Genomic DNA, 14482 nt, shown 5'->3' on the forward strand with positions numbered 1-14482 from the left:
AGAGGTCACATCTACCTTTTATAGTATATGTATCGAAGTTGTTCCTCCCTAATTTATAAGACATTCCCCAGTGTCTTAAAGCAGCTTCCATCCCTAATTAAATTGACATAAATTGTCCCCTTCCTTGACCATCTTATATATGATGGTCTTATTTTTTTGTCTTTCTATCTTTTATTTAAAACTCCCTCTCTCTTTCACTCTATATTCATACAGAGGTCACATCTACCTTTTATAGTATATGTATCGAAGTTGTTCCTCCCTAATTTATAAGACATTCCCCAGTGTCTTTGAATAACTTCCATCCCTAATTAAATTGACATAAATTGTCCCCTTCCCTTGACCATCCTAAGTGATGGTCTATTTTATTTTCCAAACACAAAATCAGTCTATCTACACTTAAACAAAAACGAAAAATTCAGAAAATATTGTCAAATTAGGTATTTTTTCGGTATAATTACTTTAGAAAGAAATTTCGCAAAAACAAAAGGGGGGATTTTATTGAAACAAACAAAAGCAATCTTAATCGCATTATTTCTAGGTCTAGTTGTTGGACTCACTCTAAATTTAGCTGCTCCATCTATCTTTGAGCCACTAAATCAATTTGTGTTCAACCCAATTGGTCAATTGTTTATTCGACTTATTAAAATGCTAGTTGTTCCTGTTGTGTTCATTTCTATCGTACTTGGTGCTGCCGGCCTTGGAGATCCGAAACAACTTGGAAGAATCGGTTTAAAATCAATTTCATTCTTTCTCGTAACAACTGCGGTTGCCATCTCTATAGCGGTTACATTTGCACTTATTATAAAACCAGGAGCTGGCGGTAATTTTAAAACAGAAGGTCTTAAGTATGAAGGTGCAAAAACTGAAACATCTTTCGTCGACACATTGCTAAATATCGTACCAGATAACCCAGCAAAAGCGATGGCTGACGGAAACATGTTACAAATCATTGCCTTTGCCGTATTGATTGGACTCGGTATAGCTATTTTAGGAAAACGAGTTCAAGGTATCCATTCATTACTTGAACAGGGCAACGAATTAATGATGTATCTTGTTAATCTCGTTATGAAATTAGCCCCAATTGGAACATTCGGTTTGCTCGCTTCATCCGTTGGTAAAATGGGGCTTGCAGGCGTCGCTGCGATGTTCAAGTATATGATTGTCGTTATGTTAGTACTCATTATTCACGGGGTCTTTGTATATGGCGGCTTATTAAAGGTATTAGCAAAAGAAAGTATTGTTCGTTTCTTTAAACATTTCGGACCAGTAATGGCAATTGGATTTAGTACATCTAGCTCTAATGCATCGCTTCCATTTGCAATGAAAACAGCACAAGATAAGCTTGGCGTTCCAAAAGCGATAAGCTCATTTGTACAACCACTAGGGGCAACTATTAATATGGATGGTACTGCCATTATGCAAGGGGTAGCCACTGTATTTATCGCTCAAGTATACGGAGTTGAACTTACATTACCGCAATTAGCTATGGTCGTATTAACTGCTGTACTAGCTAGTATCGGTACTGCTGGTGTACCTGGTGTTGGACTTGTAATGCTTACAATGGTTTTAAATCAAGTAAATCTACCAGTAGAAGGTATCGCTTTAATTATCGGTATTGACCGTATTTTAGATATGTCTAGAACAGCTGTAAACATTTCTGGTGATGCAATTTGCGCAATGATTGTCGCAAAATCAGAAGAAAAATATAATACGGATCAATCGGCAGCATCTTAAATCAAAAAAGGAGTGATGAATTTCACTCCTTTTTTGATTTACTCCCTTTTTTAGAACGATATTCTTTCCCTTTATTATCATTACCAGTTTCAAATTCAGTGCTAAATTCCTGATTAAACTGGCCGGACTTTGGTGATCCTTGATTACCGCTCCCTTTACTACCGTTACGATTCGTCATATTTCTCCCTCCCTTCCTTGTATTAGTAGTATGGCGCTCTATCTTTTTTCATACACATTTTATTTTTTAACATCTATTACACATGAAAGAAGACCTTCCATATATAAGGAAGATCTTCTCTTTCATCACGTAAGCGTTTTCTTGTTTATAATCACTTAAATAAGTTTTTTGGAAATCGAAATCATTACATTCATTTCATCTTCTGAAAGTGCAGAGAATCTTTCTTGTAAATATTGTTTTTTCGCATCTTCCATTTTCGCAACTAAATCTTTCCCTTGTTCTGTAATCTCTAAATACACAACTCGGCGATCTGATGTAGAACGTGAACGAGTTACAAAACCTTTATTAATTAATTTTTCTGTAACAGCTGTAATATGACTATTCGACACATTTAATTCATTTGCTACACGCGATACCATTTCTTTATTCGTACGATTTAATATTCTCAGGACGATGAATTCATTCCACGGTATGTAACCACCGAATATTTTTCCGATATCATTACGCAATGTGCGAAACATAGCAAACACATTTGTCGATAGTTCTTCCATTAATTGCTCTCGATTTTGAGACAACTTTGACAGCTCCTTTTATTTCATTTAGTTAAATAAAAACCTTATTAATAATTTTACATGAAATCTTACTTTTTGTCACCTTATTTTCCCATAATTCGTAGTTTTTTAATATGTATTTCATGATAAAATGAAGTTAACTTCCAGAAAAAAGGGGTATCTTAATGCATGAGGAGGAGAAATTCTCAAATCTCAGCCTAAAAGATAAAACGATTATCATTAGTATTATTGCTCTTTTTCTCATTATAATTTTTGCATTTATATTTTTTGTATATGTAGGAATCTTTCAAATTACAGGTATAGAGTATAGTTCACATATTGCGTTACTTCTCTTTTTTTATTAATCACTTTCTTAGACAGTATTACATTTTTCATCTTCAGTTTCTTCAAAGCGCTGCTATATCCACTGACACAAAACATGCCAAATTGGATTTCTATTACTCTTTTCTCATTCATTGAAATTACACTAGATTGGTTCGTCATTCATACTGCTGATGATTGGATAGAAAGCGTACAAATGTCCAACATAGCTGAATTATGTGTCGTACTATTCTTTTTCCTCTTAAATAAATCATTAAGTGACGAGAAAGAGTAAGAATACAAGCTTTTCTATATAAAAATTGGTACAATGAAAGCAAATCTTACTAAAGAGGTGTTAATTATGAACTTACAACAATGGGCTGATAAAGGTATGTCCTTTGATACATATGTGAATGAAATGCAAGTAAACCAATACGAGCTACTACACATTTACAATAACTTTTTAATTCCAAATGAATTACTTCCTGTATTAGAAGAACGTCAAAATGACGGCTGGCGTGTTATCGTATTAACTGCTGATTGGTGTGGCGATGCTCTTTTATGCGTACCTGTTATGAAACGAATTTCTGAAGTTGCAAATATTGAAATGAGTTTATTAATTCGCGACGAAAACTTAGAATTAATGGATCAATATTTAACAAATGGAACAGCACGTGCGATTCCAATCTTTATTTTCATTGATAAAGATGGAAATGAACAAGCCGTCTTTGGACCACGCGCTCCAAAAGTACAAGAATTAGTAACTTCAATGCGCGCTACATTACCCGAAAAAGAAGATCCAACATTCGAAGAAAAACAAAAAGAAATGTATGCTAATTTCCGTGCTACATTAGCTGATGATACTTCTCTTTGGGAGCATGTAATGGAAAATATGGTGGAAAAAATAGTAAAATAAAAAAACCTGCCGAGCTCGGCAGGTTTTTTTATTACATAATGAAGAAATAGAATACCGCAGCTAAAATAAAACGATAATAAGCGAACGGTGTTAGTTTCACACGAGATAATAATTTCAAGAATGAAACAATTGCAAGCATCGCAACAACGAATGCAGTTACAAATCCTGTTACAAATAGCGTTATATCTGCTGAGCTTAATACATCCCAGCTTTTAATTAAATCTAATCCACTTGCAGCTACCATCATCGGTACCGCTAAAATGAACGTATATTCAGCTGCCGCTGTATGCGACACGCGAGCTAATAAACCACCACTGATTGTAGAACCAGAACGAGAAAATCCTGGCCAAAGAGCTAAACATTGAAACATTCCAATTGTAAATGCCTGTTTATATGTGATTTCATCTAACGTTCTTGCTGTACTTGGTTTCGAAAACTTCTCAGCAACAATCATTAAAATACCACCGGCTACTAAGCTAATAACAACTGGTCCTGGACCAAATAAAACCTCTTTAATAGTGCTATGGAATAACACGCCAAGTATCCCAGCAGGAATCATCCCGATAATAATATGTAATAAATTTAACGATGGTCCGTCTGTTACTTTACCTATTCCAACTAACGACCATAGACGCTTCCAAAATATAACGACAACTGCTAAAATCGATCCCAATTGGATAACAACTTCAAAAACTTTCGCTCTCTCATCGTCAAATCCAATTAAATGTCCTGTTAAAATCATATGTCCTGTTGATGATACTGGTAGAAACTCTGTTAACCCTTCAACAGCACCCATGATTAAACCAATTAACCAATCAGCCACAAGTAGTGCCTCCTTAATAACAAATAATATGTAATTTTTTCACACCTTATCATAATACCTTATCCCTTTTCAAAGTGCATCCTTTTTTTATTGGTTTTATATGTTGTAGGCGCGTATTTCTTTTCTAATCTTTGATTAAATTGTATGATAATAAGAGTTTGTTTTTTTATATGGAAAGGGGATTTTATGAAAGAAACTACTTCATTTTCACAAAAGTTAAAGCAATTTGTATTACTATTTTTTCCGATTTTCGTAACGCAAATGTCATTATTTGCGATGAGTTTTTTTGATACAACAATGTCAGGACATGCAAGTCCAACTGATTTAGCAGGTGTTGCAATTGGAACAAGTATATGGATTCCAGTTAGTACGGGGTTAACAGGAATTTTAATGGCTACTACTCCCATTGTTGCACAGCTCGTTGGATCCAAGAAAAAAGAGGACGTTCCCCACGTTGTCATACAAGCAGTTTATTTAGCAATTTGTGCTAGCTTCGTTGTTATCCTCATCGGTTTTTTCGTCGTTTCACCTATTTTAAATGGCATGCGCTTAGAAGAACCTGTGGAACGTATTGCAGCGCAATTTTTAAGTATTATCGCAATAGGAATTATACCTTTATTCACTTACACTGTTTTACGTGGATTTATTGATGCATTAGGAAAAACTCGAACAACGATGATTATTACATTATTATCATTACCAATTAACGTAATATTAAATTACCTATTAATTTTTGGTAACTTCGGTTTCCCAAAGCTTGGTGGTGTCGGAGCAGCAATTGCTTCCACTGCAACATATTGGTGCATTTTAATTATTACAGTCATTATTATTCAGACGAAAGAGCCTTTTGCCTCTTTCAACATTTTCAAACAATTATACCGACCTTCTCTTTCAAGTTGGAAAGCATTCTTAAAACTTGGCGTCCCTATCGGATTTGCTATCTTTTTTGAAACGAGTATTTTCGCTGCGGTAACGCTCATGATGAGTAATTTTAGTACGACAACTATTGCAGCTCACCAAGCAGCTATGAACTTTGCTTCCTTGTTATATATGACTCCGCTAAGTTTAGCAATGGCAATAACTATTGCGGTCGGATTCGAAGTTGGAGCAAAACGTTACGATAATGCAAAACAATACGGATTGATTGGAATTGGATTAGCCCTTGCCTTTGCTTTATTATATTCGATTCTTCTCTACTTCTTTGATGATCAAATTGCTTCTATTTATACGACAGATGCAAAAGTTCATCATTTAGCAAAAGAATTTCTTATCTTTGCAATTTTATTTCAAATTTCAGATGCAATTGCAACCCCTGTACAAGGAGCTTTGCGTGGTTATAAAGATGTAAATGTTGCTCTAATTATGACTTTAATTGCTTATTGGATAATAGGTCTACCACTAGGTTACATATTAGCGACGTATACAGAATGGGCCGCGAAAGGCTATTGGATCGGTCTTATTATCGGTCTAGCATTTGGCGCTGCCTTCCTACTTATCCGTCTTTTTCAAGTACAACGAAAATATACAACACAAAACAGCCGCTAATAATAAAGCGGCTGTTTTCTTTATGCATATTTTTTCTTGTAACGTATAATATAATGAAAAAGAAAGGTGGGTACATATGGACGACAAAGAAAAAAAGCAATCATTCGATGAAGAATTTGCCCCTGAAATTTCACCTGGATATCGGCAAGATGTACATAAGCCACCTAAATATAAAAACACTTCGTTTTTAATGGGCATTACCATTTTCGCTGCTGTATTACTCATACTTATCATTTTCGTTTATTTTTGATGAAAGGTGGCCTATTATATGAAGAAACAAGATTCCAATCGTTCAAAAAGAACTGTTAAAACACAAAAGGGATATGCAGGAGATTCTGTTCATACTCTTAAACAAGTCGAGCAAGGGAATTTATATATTGCTCAAAAAGAACTTGGTCAACAAAATGAAAATCTTTAAAGGCCCTTTATTCCTTGAGGGCCTTTTTATTCCGCATTAAGTAATACACCCTCAAATGTTCTATTGAGCAATGAATTTCCTTTATTGTACGCGCTGCTTTTGTTCTAGCACCATAAATATATTATTAACCTTTACAATTTTCACTTCATAATTCAATTTCATTTCGCTTCTCTTACTCTTACCATTTTCAGTACCCGCAACGTACGCTACAGCTTGATAAAGAAAACTCTCATTGGTCTCTTCACGTATCTCCTCGCTTGTAAATTTATACTCTAAATCTTGAAAACGATTTGGATAATAATTTTCCATTAATGGTTCATACCCTCTATTTAAAAATATTTCTTCACCTTTTCGTTTCACATCTTCTTTATTATTAAACTCAAACACTGATAGTTGTTCAGTCACAAAATGCTCTCCTACCTTTTTCATTTCATTATGAGTTAAATTTTCTATACTTTTGTTCTTTAATTCCTTATTTAACTCGTACTGATCAATCGGTTTAAAGGTAGCAAAAACCTCCTCTTTATATGACCAAAACAATACAAAAGCGATACATAGAGAAATGATTAACAGTCTTTTTTTCGTAATACTCCCGCCCTTCTTCATAATAATAGATATATTTTAACATATAGAAAGAAAATTCTGATATCATAAAATAGAATAACTTAACTCAGAAACGAGGAACAATTATGGACTCTTACAAACATTATATAAAAGAAGCTTTGCCTAATCTTTCTATACATTCATATAAACAAAATGAAGAAGGATGGGATAATGTAGCAGTTATAGTAAATGATGAGCTACTGTTTCGTTTCCCGCGAAAACAGGAATATGCGATGCGAATTCCGTTAGAAAAAGAACTATGCGCAATTCTCACTCAATCACTACAAGAAATCGAAGTTCCACAATATCACCTAATTTATAAAAATGAATCTGATGAGGTTCCTCTTTGTAGTTACTATACTCTCATTCATGGTGAACCATTAAAAACAGAAACAGTTGCCACGCTGGAGGATACAGAGCTGAAAGCAATTATTACACAATTAGCTACTTTCCTTGCGGTACTACATAGTATTCCTTTACACCAAGTTACAACGCTATGTTTCCCTATTGAAAAAACATGTACCTACTGGAAAGAGCTACAAACAAAATTAAACCAATATCTCACTACTAGCCTTACTTCATTACAGAAACTAGCCTTAAATCGCTTATTTGAAAATTTCTTTGCATGTTTAGCTACATCCACTTTTCAAAACACAATCATTCACGCTGATTTTACTCATCATCACATTTTATTTAACAAGCATAACAAAAGCATTTCAGGTGTTATCGATTTTGGTGATGCGCAAATTGGCGATCCTGCTTTTGATTTTGCAGGACTATATTATGATTTCGGAGATGAGTTTACTACATCTGTATATGAACAGTACAGTACACTTATTTCTCATCATGATCCATTACTCATTCATCGTATTACTACCTTTTATCAATACAGTCCTTTACTACATAATATTATTTATAACTTTGAGTCAGAGAATGAACTCGAATTCATTACAGGCACAGAACAGCTAAAAACGATATTACAGGGATGAGATTACATTCTCTCCCTATATACTCTCTCCTCATACATCATTAACTTTTTATCCATTTCAACAATAACTTTATACAATTGAAACGCCTGTAAAATTTGCAGTTGAATTTCAAAAGGAGCATTTTGTTCTTTTAACCATTGAAATACTTTTGTTTCATCTTTCATTGATTATTCCTCCCTTTATTCTGCTATTTGTGGGTAGCCCGATTAATGAGGGCTGATAATCAGTGGGTGATTGACAAAACCCCCACTGATTAAAGTTTCACTTTATTAAAATCTGCTACAAATATACCGTAAATGATGAAAAGCTTTTCATGTCAATAACAAAAAAGGATGCAAAGTTGCATCCTTTAATGAACTATATTTTTCTTCTGTTTCGCTTCTGTCTTTACTTCTTCCCCTTGGCATTCACTACGAAACGCACAACTTATACACTCAGAACGAAAATGACGCTCTGTATAATGCTCAGGTTGCTCTAACATTTCTTTCATTCTAGATAAATCAGCCATTCCAGTTATAATATCTTCCTGTTTCGGAATGTACTCATACTTAGTTCCTTCTATTAAATTAATAACTTCAATTTTTCCTGGAAGAACTCCGAAAGCTTTATAACTGAATACTGTCATTAGCTTCTGACAAAGAGCAAGCATTTCCTCATCTGCATCGACAACATACTTTTTAATTACAAACGACTCAGCACTCCACTCACCAACTTCAAATGTCAATGACATGTGGACACCTAACTCTTCCATATATGTTTGAAACTTCTCGTATAAAAACAATGGTGGTGTCTGACTATCATCCTTTTCAACGAACTGTAATAAGTGATCCGTTAGCTTCGCTAATACAATATAGTACTCCGTCTTCGAAGCAAACATATTAATCCTTACTTTTTTCCAATACTTTTCTATTAATATTAAAAGTACAATTTTCGTTTGTTGACCCGCAGGTAGCGTGTAATACTCGTTAATAATTTGATTGACAATCATTTGTGCTATTTGTTGCCATTCAAATGAAGAAGGTTCTCTTCTTTTTATGTGACGAAAATAAAATTTATGCGGACAACGCATAAAATCATACAAATGATAATCTGTCATCGTTTTGATTGAGATTTTCTCATGCACTTGCTCTTCATCTCCCTTCTGCCATTAAGAAAGGTGTTTTACAAATTCAGCTCCAAACTGTAAACATTTTTCTACATCTTCATCTTCTGGCGTTAATTCTACTTTTAGTCCTTCTAACACAACTGCTGCCCCGCGCTCTTGTAGCTTTTCTATTAAAATGTCAACTGCCACTCCGTATTTCGGATAAGCCGAATCACATGATCCGAATACTGCCGCTTTTTTCCCAGTTAAATCAATAGAATCCATTGCATCATAAAAATCTAAGAAATCATCAGGAAGATCGCCATCTCCCCAAGTGTATGCACCTAAAATAATTCCATCATACTGTTCTAATATAGAAGCTTCTGGTGAATCCATAATATCAATAACTTCAATTTCATTTTCTGTTTCACGAATTACGCCGGCAATATGGTCAGCCATTTCCTCTGTATTTCCACTCATACTTGCAAAAATCATTACTAACTTACTCAACTGAACCTCTCCCTTTACTTTGTATCTCTTTTTCTGTTTGAATGCTCTTCTTCTCATCTACATATTCAGACCGAATTACATTTCTTTGCCATTCCATATGCTGATCAACATCTTTATTTTTATCTTTTAATCCCCTCCGCAGAAGGTGAAAATTCTTTCTCATTAACATGTCGCATCCATCCTATTGATAATAATTATCAATTCCAACTATATTTAGATTAATTGACATTGATTATCAATGTCAATAACTGTTTTTAAAAAAATGATTAAAATGTACAAGCTTGTCCGTTAGCTATTCATATACTATGAATGAGCATAGTTCTTTCTCAGCCCTCTCTGACGGAAAGAAATAAAAGCAACTGCAATAGAGTGCAGTTGCCTTTTTTTGTTTTTCTATGATTTTAGTAATCTTATAGTCGTCTCTAAAAATAGCTCCACTCCACAAATTAATGCTGATTCATCCAAGTCAAATTTCGGATGATGATGTGGATAACAAGTATATATATTTTCATTACCTGTTCCTAATTTAATGAAACAACCAGGTGCTTTTCTTAAATATGCTGAAAAATCTTCTCCACCCATAGAAGGTTCAAGCTTCACAACACGCTCATTCCCAAACAAATGTAGTGCACTTTCTTCTACTATTTTCGTAATATATTCATCATTAATTACCGGATCATATCCATATCGATACGTATATGTATACGATCCTCCATGTGCTTCTGTAATTCCTTTCACAATTTTCTCGATTTTCCCTTCTGCTTCCACCCTCAATGCTTGATTAAATGAACGAACAGTTCCCATTAAAGTTGCTGTACTAGGAATAATATTGTCAGCCGTTCCCCCATGAAATTGTGTAACTGAAACAACCCTTTGCATAAAAGCACTTGTATTTCTTGATACGATATGTTGTAGATTTGTAATAATCTGTGCTCCGATAGCAATAGGATCTATCGTTTCTTCTGGTCGCGCCGCATGTCCTCCTTTGCCTTGAATCTCAACTGTAAATACGTCTGGAGCTGCCATCATCGGTCCATATGCAATTCCTATCTTTCCACTCTCAAGTCCTGACATAACATGTAAACCTATTACATAATCAACACCGTCCATTACACCTGCCTCAACCATTTCTTGTCCCCCGCCTGGATACACCTCTTCTGCGTGCTGAAAGAATAGACGAATCTCACCTGCAAAATCTTCCTTTATATTTGATAACACCTCTGCTGTGCTTAATAAAATAGCTGCGTGAGCATCGTGCCCACATGCATGCATCATTCCTTTATTCACAGATGTATAAGATTTACTTGTCTCCTCTTGAATTGGCAAAGCGTCTATATCAGCTCGAATCGCAATTACTTTCCCTTGCTTCACACCTCTTTTAATTGCTAGTACACTGTATTTCGTCGGTCTCGTTACTTCAAAAGAAGAAAATGAACATAATGTATCATATATAAATTGCGAAGTTTCTTTTTCATGAAATGATAATTCTGGATACTTATGGAAATGCCTTCTCCATTTCACGATATTTTCTTCCGAAATTAGATTCTTCCACACTCTATTCATGATAATTTCCTCCTTTTCAAAAGAACTAGAAATTTAAAAGTTTACTCCGTCTTAAATGATTAATAAAAACAAACACTGTATTTTTACGTATTCTTATAGTCCACTTTTATGTATTCACACAATCCACTTTCTATTTACATGTCAAACCCATTACAAATTCATGCTGAATGTAATATAATTGCTAAGTTAGGGATTTTCTTTTTTAGTATTTAGTGCTAATATCAGAAAAGAGCCTTTTGACTTATTTTTACCTAAAATGTGGGATTTTGTTTTTTTCACAATAATGTAGGACATGATACCTACAAAGAGCTATTATTTCATTAAGAGAGGGAAAGACATGGAAAGATTAAAAGAGATATGGTCTCGACCACTCACACAATGGGTTGCAAAGACGGTTTATTATCTTGCAATTTTATTTGCATTACTTTGGTTGTATGGATTCCATGATACAAACACAAGTACATTTATTTACAATGAATTCTAGGGTGGGAACGTTATGAAGTTATTAGAACAAATTGAAAAGTGGGCTGCAGAAACGCCTGATCAAACCGCTTTTGTTTGGCGAGATGCGAAAATTACGTACAAACAATTAAAGGAAGATTCTGATGCGTTAGCACATTGGATTTCTTCTGAGTATCCAGACGATCGTTCACCAATTATGGTGTATGGCCATATGCAACCTGAAATGATTATTAACTTTTTAGGATGTGTAAAAGCTGGACATGCTTACATTCCTGTAGATTTATCTATCCCAGCTGATCGTGTACAACGTATTGCTGAAAATTCTGGTGCGAAATTACTTTTATCGGCAACAGCAGTAACTGTAACTGATTTACCAGTTCGCATCGTAAGTGAAGACAACTTAAAAGATATTTTCTTTACTCATAAAGGGAACACTCCAAATCCTGAACATGCGGTAAAAGGTGATGAGAATTTCTACATTATTTACACATCAGGAAGCACAGGTAATCCGAAGGGGGTTCAGATTACTTATAACTGCCTTGTTAGCTTTACAAAATGGGCTGTAGAAGATTTCAACTTACAAACAGGGCAAGTATTCTTAAACCAAGCACCTTTCTCATTCGATTTATCTGTAATGGATATTTACCCATCATTAGTAACAGGTGGTACACTTTGGGCAATCGATAAAGATATGATTGCGCGTCCAAAAGACTTGTTTGCTTCTTTAGAGCAATCGGATATTCAAGTATGGACTTCCACACCTTCTTTCGCTGAAATGTGTTTAATGGAAGCATCTTTCTCTGAGAGTATGCTACCGAACATGAAAACATTCTTATTCTGCGGCGAAGTGTTACCAAATGAAGTGGCTAGAAAATTAATTGAACGTTTCCCTAAAGCAACAATTATGAATACGTATGGTCCAACAGAAGCTACTGTCGCTGTAACAGGTATTCACGTTACAGAAGAAGTGCTTGATCAATACAAATCACTTCCAGTTGGCTATTGTAAATCAGACTGTCGCCTTCTTATTATGAAAGAAGATGGCACGATCGCACCTGATGGTGAAAAAGGTGAAATCGTAATTGTCGGTCCAAGCGTAAGCGTTGGATATTTAGGAAGCCCTGAATTAACAGAAAAAGCATTTACTATGATTGACGGTGAGCGCGCCTATAAAACAGGCGATGCTGGCTATGTTGAAAATGGTCTTCTATTCTATAATGGTCGTCTTGATTTCCAAATTAAGCTGCATGGTTATCGAATGGAATTAGAAGAAATTGAGCATCACCTTCGTGCGTGTTCTTACGTAGAAGGAGCAGTTATCGTTCCAATTAAAAAAGGTGAGAAATACGATTATTTATTAGCGGTTGTTGTTCCTGGAGAACATTCATTTGAAAAAGAATTCAAATTAACATCTGCAATCAAAAAAGAACTCAATGAGCGATTACCAAACTACATGATTCCACGTAAATTCATGTATCAATCTTCTATTCCAATGACACCAAATGGAAAGGTAGATCGCAAAAAATTATTGAGTGAGGTTACAGCATGACCGCATATGGATCATTTTATTTTTTCGCTATAGTGGGCATTTTATTAATACCTACTATCATAGCTGGATTAAAAGGTAAAATGTTGCGCAAATATAATGCCGTTTTAACATTAGTCATGATTGCTATTATCTTCTCAGATAAACCAAAGCAAGCAATGATGCTAGCTGCATTTATTATTTGGCAATATGTCCTTATTAAAGGCTATTTAATTTTAAGAAAACAAAATAATAGTACATTCACATTTTGCATAGCTGTTATTTTATCGATTTTGCCTCTTATTTTGGCAAAAATCGCGCCGTTTGCATCGTTTTTACCTGAGTTAAAACTTGTTGTTTTCCTAGGTATATCTTACGTAACATTCAGAGCAGTTCAAATGGTATTTGAAGTTCGTGATGGTTTAATTAAAGAGCTTTCTTTCTTTAACTTCTGGGAATTCGTTTTATTCTTCCCTGCGATTTCAACAGGACCTATCGATCGTTACCGAAGATTCCAAAAAGATATTCAAAAGCCACCTAGCGCTGAAGAATATCAAAATTTACTATATACAGGACTAAATCGTATTTTCCAAGGTTTCTTGTATAAATTTATTATTGCTTACTTAATAAAGCAATATTGTATGGATCCAGCATTCGCTCAACACGATACAATATTTTCAAATATGATTTACATGTATAGCTATAGCTTATATCTATTCTTTGATTTTGCTGGTTATAGCTCTTTTGTAATTGGTGTAAGTTATATGATGGGAATTAAAACGCCAGAAAACTTTAATAAGCCATTCCTTAGTCGTAATATTAAAGACTTCTGGAACCGCTGGCACATGAGTTTATCATTCTGGTTCCGTGATTTTATTTACATGCGTTTCGTCTTTTTTGCAACGAAGAAAAAGTTAATTAAGAACCGTTACACTATTTCGTATATCGGGGCATTTTTAAACTTCTTCATTATGGGAATTTGGCACATCCAAGGAAGCGCTGTTGCGCAGTATGTTATTTATGGTCTATATCATGCCGCACTGTTTATTTTATTTGATATTTTCGAACGAAAAAACAAAAAGCATAAGTTTTGGCCAAACAATAAATTTACACACGTCCTTGCGATTGTAATTACGTTCCACGTTGTATGTTTCGGTTTCCTAATTTTCTCTGGACACCTTAACAGATACTTTTAATGCACCCTTCTTATTCCATTAAGAAGTTGCACATATAATATATTTCGGATATAAAGGAGATTTT

The 14482-nt window shown here is 34.6% G+C and carries 18 protein-coding genes and 1 pseudogene; 10 read left to right on the plus strand and 9 right to left on the minus strand.

Going from position 1 to position 14482, the window contains the following annotated elements:
* Positions 1 to 498 precede the first annotated feature (498 nt).
* The gene (locus ACS2QP_RS10010) at positions 499 to 1734 is read left to right on the plus strand and encodes a dicarboxylate/amino acid:cation symporter (protein WP_000814802.1); all 1236 of its coding nucleotides are present in this window, start codon (positions 499 to 501) and stop codon (positions 1732 to 1734) included.
* A gap of 22 nt (positions 1735 to 1756) precedes the next feature.
* On the opposite strand, the gene ACS2QP_RS10015 is transcribed toward ACS2QP_RS10010, so the two are convergent.
* Together ACS2QP_RS10015 and ACS2QP_RS10020 are read right to left on the minus strand one after the other, a co-directional pair.
* The gene (locus ACS2QP_RS10015; RefSeq protein ID WP_000184928.1) at positions 1757 to 1912 is read right to left on the minus strand and encodes a hypothetical protein; all 156 of its coding nucleotides are present in this window, start codon (positions 1910 to 1912) and stop codon (positions 1757 to 1759) included.
* A 155-nt stretch (positions 1913 to 2067) separates the two neighbouring features.
* Positions 2068 to 2487, minus strand: coding sequence for a MarR family winged helix-turn-helix transcriptional regulator (locus ACS2QP_RS10020; protein ID WP_000081432.1), 420 nt, complete (start codon positions 2485 to 2487; stop codon positions 2068 to 2070).
* Positions 2488 to 2648: 161 nt separating this feature from the next.
* Here ACS2QP_RS10020 and ACS2QP_RS10025 point away from each other — a divergent pair.
* Together ACS2QP_RS10025 and ACS2QP_RS10030 are read left to right on the plus strand one after the other, a co-directional pair.
* Positions 2649 to 3079, plus strand: a pseudogene (locus ACS2QP_RS10025) (YrvL family regulatory protein).
* A gap of 33 nt (positions 3080 to 3112) precedes the next feature.
* The gene (locus ACS2QP_RS10030; protein WP_002040836.1) at positions 3113 to 3700 is read left to right on the plus strand and encodes a thioredoxin family protein; all 588 of its coding nucleotides are present in this window, start codon (positions 3113 to 3115) and stop codon (positions 3698 to 3700) included.
* A 31-nt stretch (positions 3701 to 3731) separates the two neighbouring features.
* Here ACS2QP_RS10030 and uppP read toward each other — a convergent pair whose 3' ends face one another.
* Positions 3732 to 4523 (minus strand): bacitracin resistance undecaprenyl-diphosphatase, encoded by a 792-nt coding sequence (gene uppP, locus ACS2QP_RS10035; protein WP_000796253.1) that lies wholly within the window; start codon positions 4521 to 4523, stop codon positions 3732 to 3734.
* Between the two features lie 186 nt (positions 4524 to 4709).
* On the opposite strand from uppP, the gene ACS2QP_RS10040 reads away from it, so the two are divergent.
* The 3 genes from ACS2QP_RS10040 to ACS2QP_RS10050 all read left to right on the plus strand — a co-directional run bounded on the left by ACS2QP_RS10040 (position 4710) and on the right by ACS2QP_RS10050 (position 6486).
* Positions 4710 to 6068 (plus strand): MATE family efflux transporter, encoded by a 1359-nt coding sequence (locus ACS2QP_RS10040; protein WP_326263550.1) that lies wholly within the window; start codon positions 4710 to 4712, stop codon positions 6066 to 6068.
* A gap of 76 nt (positions 6069 to 6144) precedes the next feature.
* A complete protein-coding gene (locus ACS2QP_RS10045; RefSeq protein ID WP_000341062.1) occupies positions 6145 to 6318 on the plus strand; it encodes a hypothetical protein in 174 nt (57 codons plus the stop codon).
* An 18-nt stretch (positions 6319 to 6336) separates the two neighbouring features.
* On the plus strand, positions 6337 to 6486 hold the full coding sequence (locus ACS2QP_RS10050) for a hypothetical protein (protein ID WP_000743742.1): 150 nt from the start codon (positions 6337 to 6339) through the stop codon (positions 6484 to 6486).
* 81 nt (positions 6487 to 6567) lie between these two features.
* Here the strand turns inward: ACS2QP_RS10050 and ACS2QP_RS10055 are convergent, their stop codons facing one another.
* Complete coding sequence (locus ACS2QP_RS10055; RefSeq protein WP_438882396.1) at positions 6568 to 7092, minus strand: biotin transporter BioY; 525 nt, start codon at positions 7090 to 7092, stop codon at positions 6568 to 6570.
* Positions 7093 to 7175: 83 nt separating this feature from the next.
* Between ACS2QP_RS10055 and ACS2QP_RS10060 the strand changes: the two genes are divergently transcribed.
* Positions 7176 to 8078, plus strand: a complete 903-nt coding sequence (locus ACS2QP_RS10060; RefSeq protein WP_000378985.1) for an aminoglycoside phosphotransferase family protein — start codon at positions 7176 to 7178, stop codon at positions 8076 to 8078.
* Positions 8079 to 8080: 2 nt separating this feature from the next.
* Here ACS2QP_RS10060 and ACS2QP_RS10065 read toward each other — a convergent pair whose 3' ends face one another.
* The 5 genes from ACS2QP_RS10065 to amaA all read right to left on the minus strand — a co-directional run bounded on the left by ACS2QP_RS10065 (position 8081) and on the right by amaA (position 11235).
* On the minus strand, positions 8081 to 8242 hold the full coding sequence (locus tag ACS2QP_RS10065; protein ID WP_000651086.1) for a hypothetical protein: 162 nt from the start codon (positions 8240 to 8242) through the stop codon (positions 8081 to 8083).
* A 185-nt stretch (positions 8243 to 8427) separates the two neighbouring features.
* Positions 8428 to 9201, minus strand: a complete 774-nt coding sequence (locus tag ACS2QP_RS10070) for a hypothetical protein (protein ID WP_000544574.1) — start codon at positions 9199 to 9201, stop codon at positions 8428 to 8430.
* A gap of 24 nt (positions 9202 to 9225) precedes the next feature.
* The gene (locus ACS2QP_RS10075; protein WP_000041153.1) at positions 9226 to 9672 is read right to left on the minus strand and encodes a flavodoxin; all 447 of its coding nucleotides are present in this window, start codon (positions 9670 to 9672) and stop codon (positions 9226 to 9228) included.
* On the minus strand, positions 9665 to 9841 hold the full coding sequence (locus ACS2QP_RS10080; RefSeq protein WP_000929023.1) for a hypothetical protein: 177 nt from the start codon (positions 9839 to 9841) through the stop codon (positions 9665 to 9667). Before ACS2QP_RS10080 ends, ACS2QP_RS10075 begins: the two co-directional genes overlap by 8 nt.
* A gap of 224 nt (positions 9842 to 10065) precedes the next feature.
* Positions 10066 to 11235, minus strand: coding sequence for an N-acyl-aliphatic-L-amino acid amidohydrolase (gene amaA, locus ACS2QP_RS10085; RefSeq protein ID WP_001082783.1), 1170 nt, complete (start codon positions 11233 to 11235; stop codon positions 10066 to 10068).
* 337 nt (positions 11236 to 11572) lie between these two features.
* Here amaA and ACS2QP_RS10090 point away from each other — a divergent pair, with 337 nt between their 5' ends.
* Genes ACS2QP_RS10090 through dltB form a run of 3 tightly spaced genes read left to right on the plus strand, consistent with a single transcriptional unit; the run spans position 11573 to position 14418 of the window.
* Positions 11573 to 11719, plus strand: coding sequence for a teichoic acid D-Ala incorporation-associated protein DltX (locus tag ACS2QP_RS10090; protein ID WP_000440293.1), 147 nt, complete (start codon positions 11573 to 11575; stop codon positions 11717 to 11719).
* A 12-nt stretch (positions 11720 to 11731) separates the two neighbouring features.
* Positions 11732 to 13246, plus strand: coding sequence for a D-alanine--poly(phosphoribitol) ligase subunit DltA (gene dltA / locus ACS2QP_RS10095; protein ID WP_000770505.1), 1515 nt, complete (start codon positions 11732 to 11734; stop codon positions 13244 to 13246).
* A complete protein-coding gene (gene dltB, locus ACS2QP_RS10100) occupies positions 13243 to 14418 on the plus strand; it encodes a D-alanyl-lipoteichoic acid biosynthesis protein DltB (protein ID WP_063535947.1) in 1176 nt (391 codons plus the stop codon). Before dltA ends, dltB begins: the two co-directional genes overlap by 4 nt.
* The last annotated feature ends 64 nt before the right edge of the window (positions 14419 to 14482 follow it).

Source organism: Bacillus cereus group sp. Bce019, assembly GCF_051781745.1.
Taxonomy (GTDB): domain Bacteria; phylum Bacillota; class Bacilli; order Bacillales; family Bacillaceae_G; genus Bacillus_A; species Bacillus_A cereus.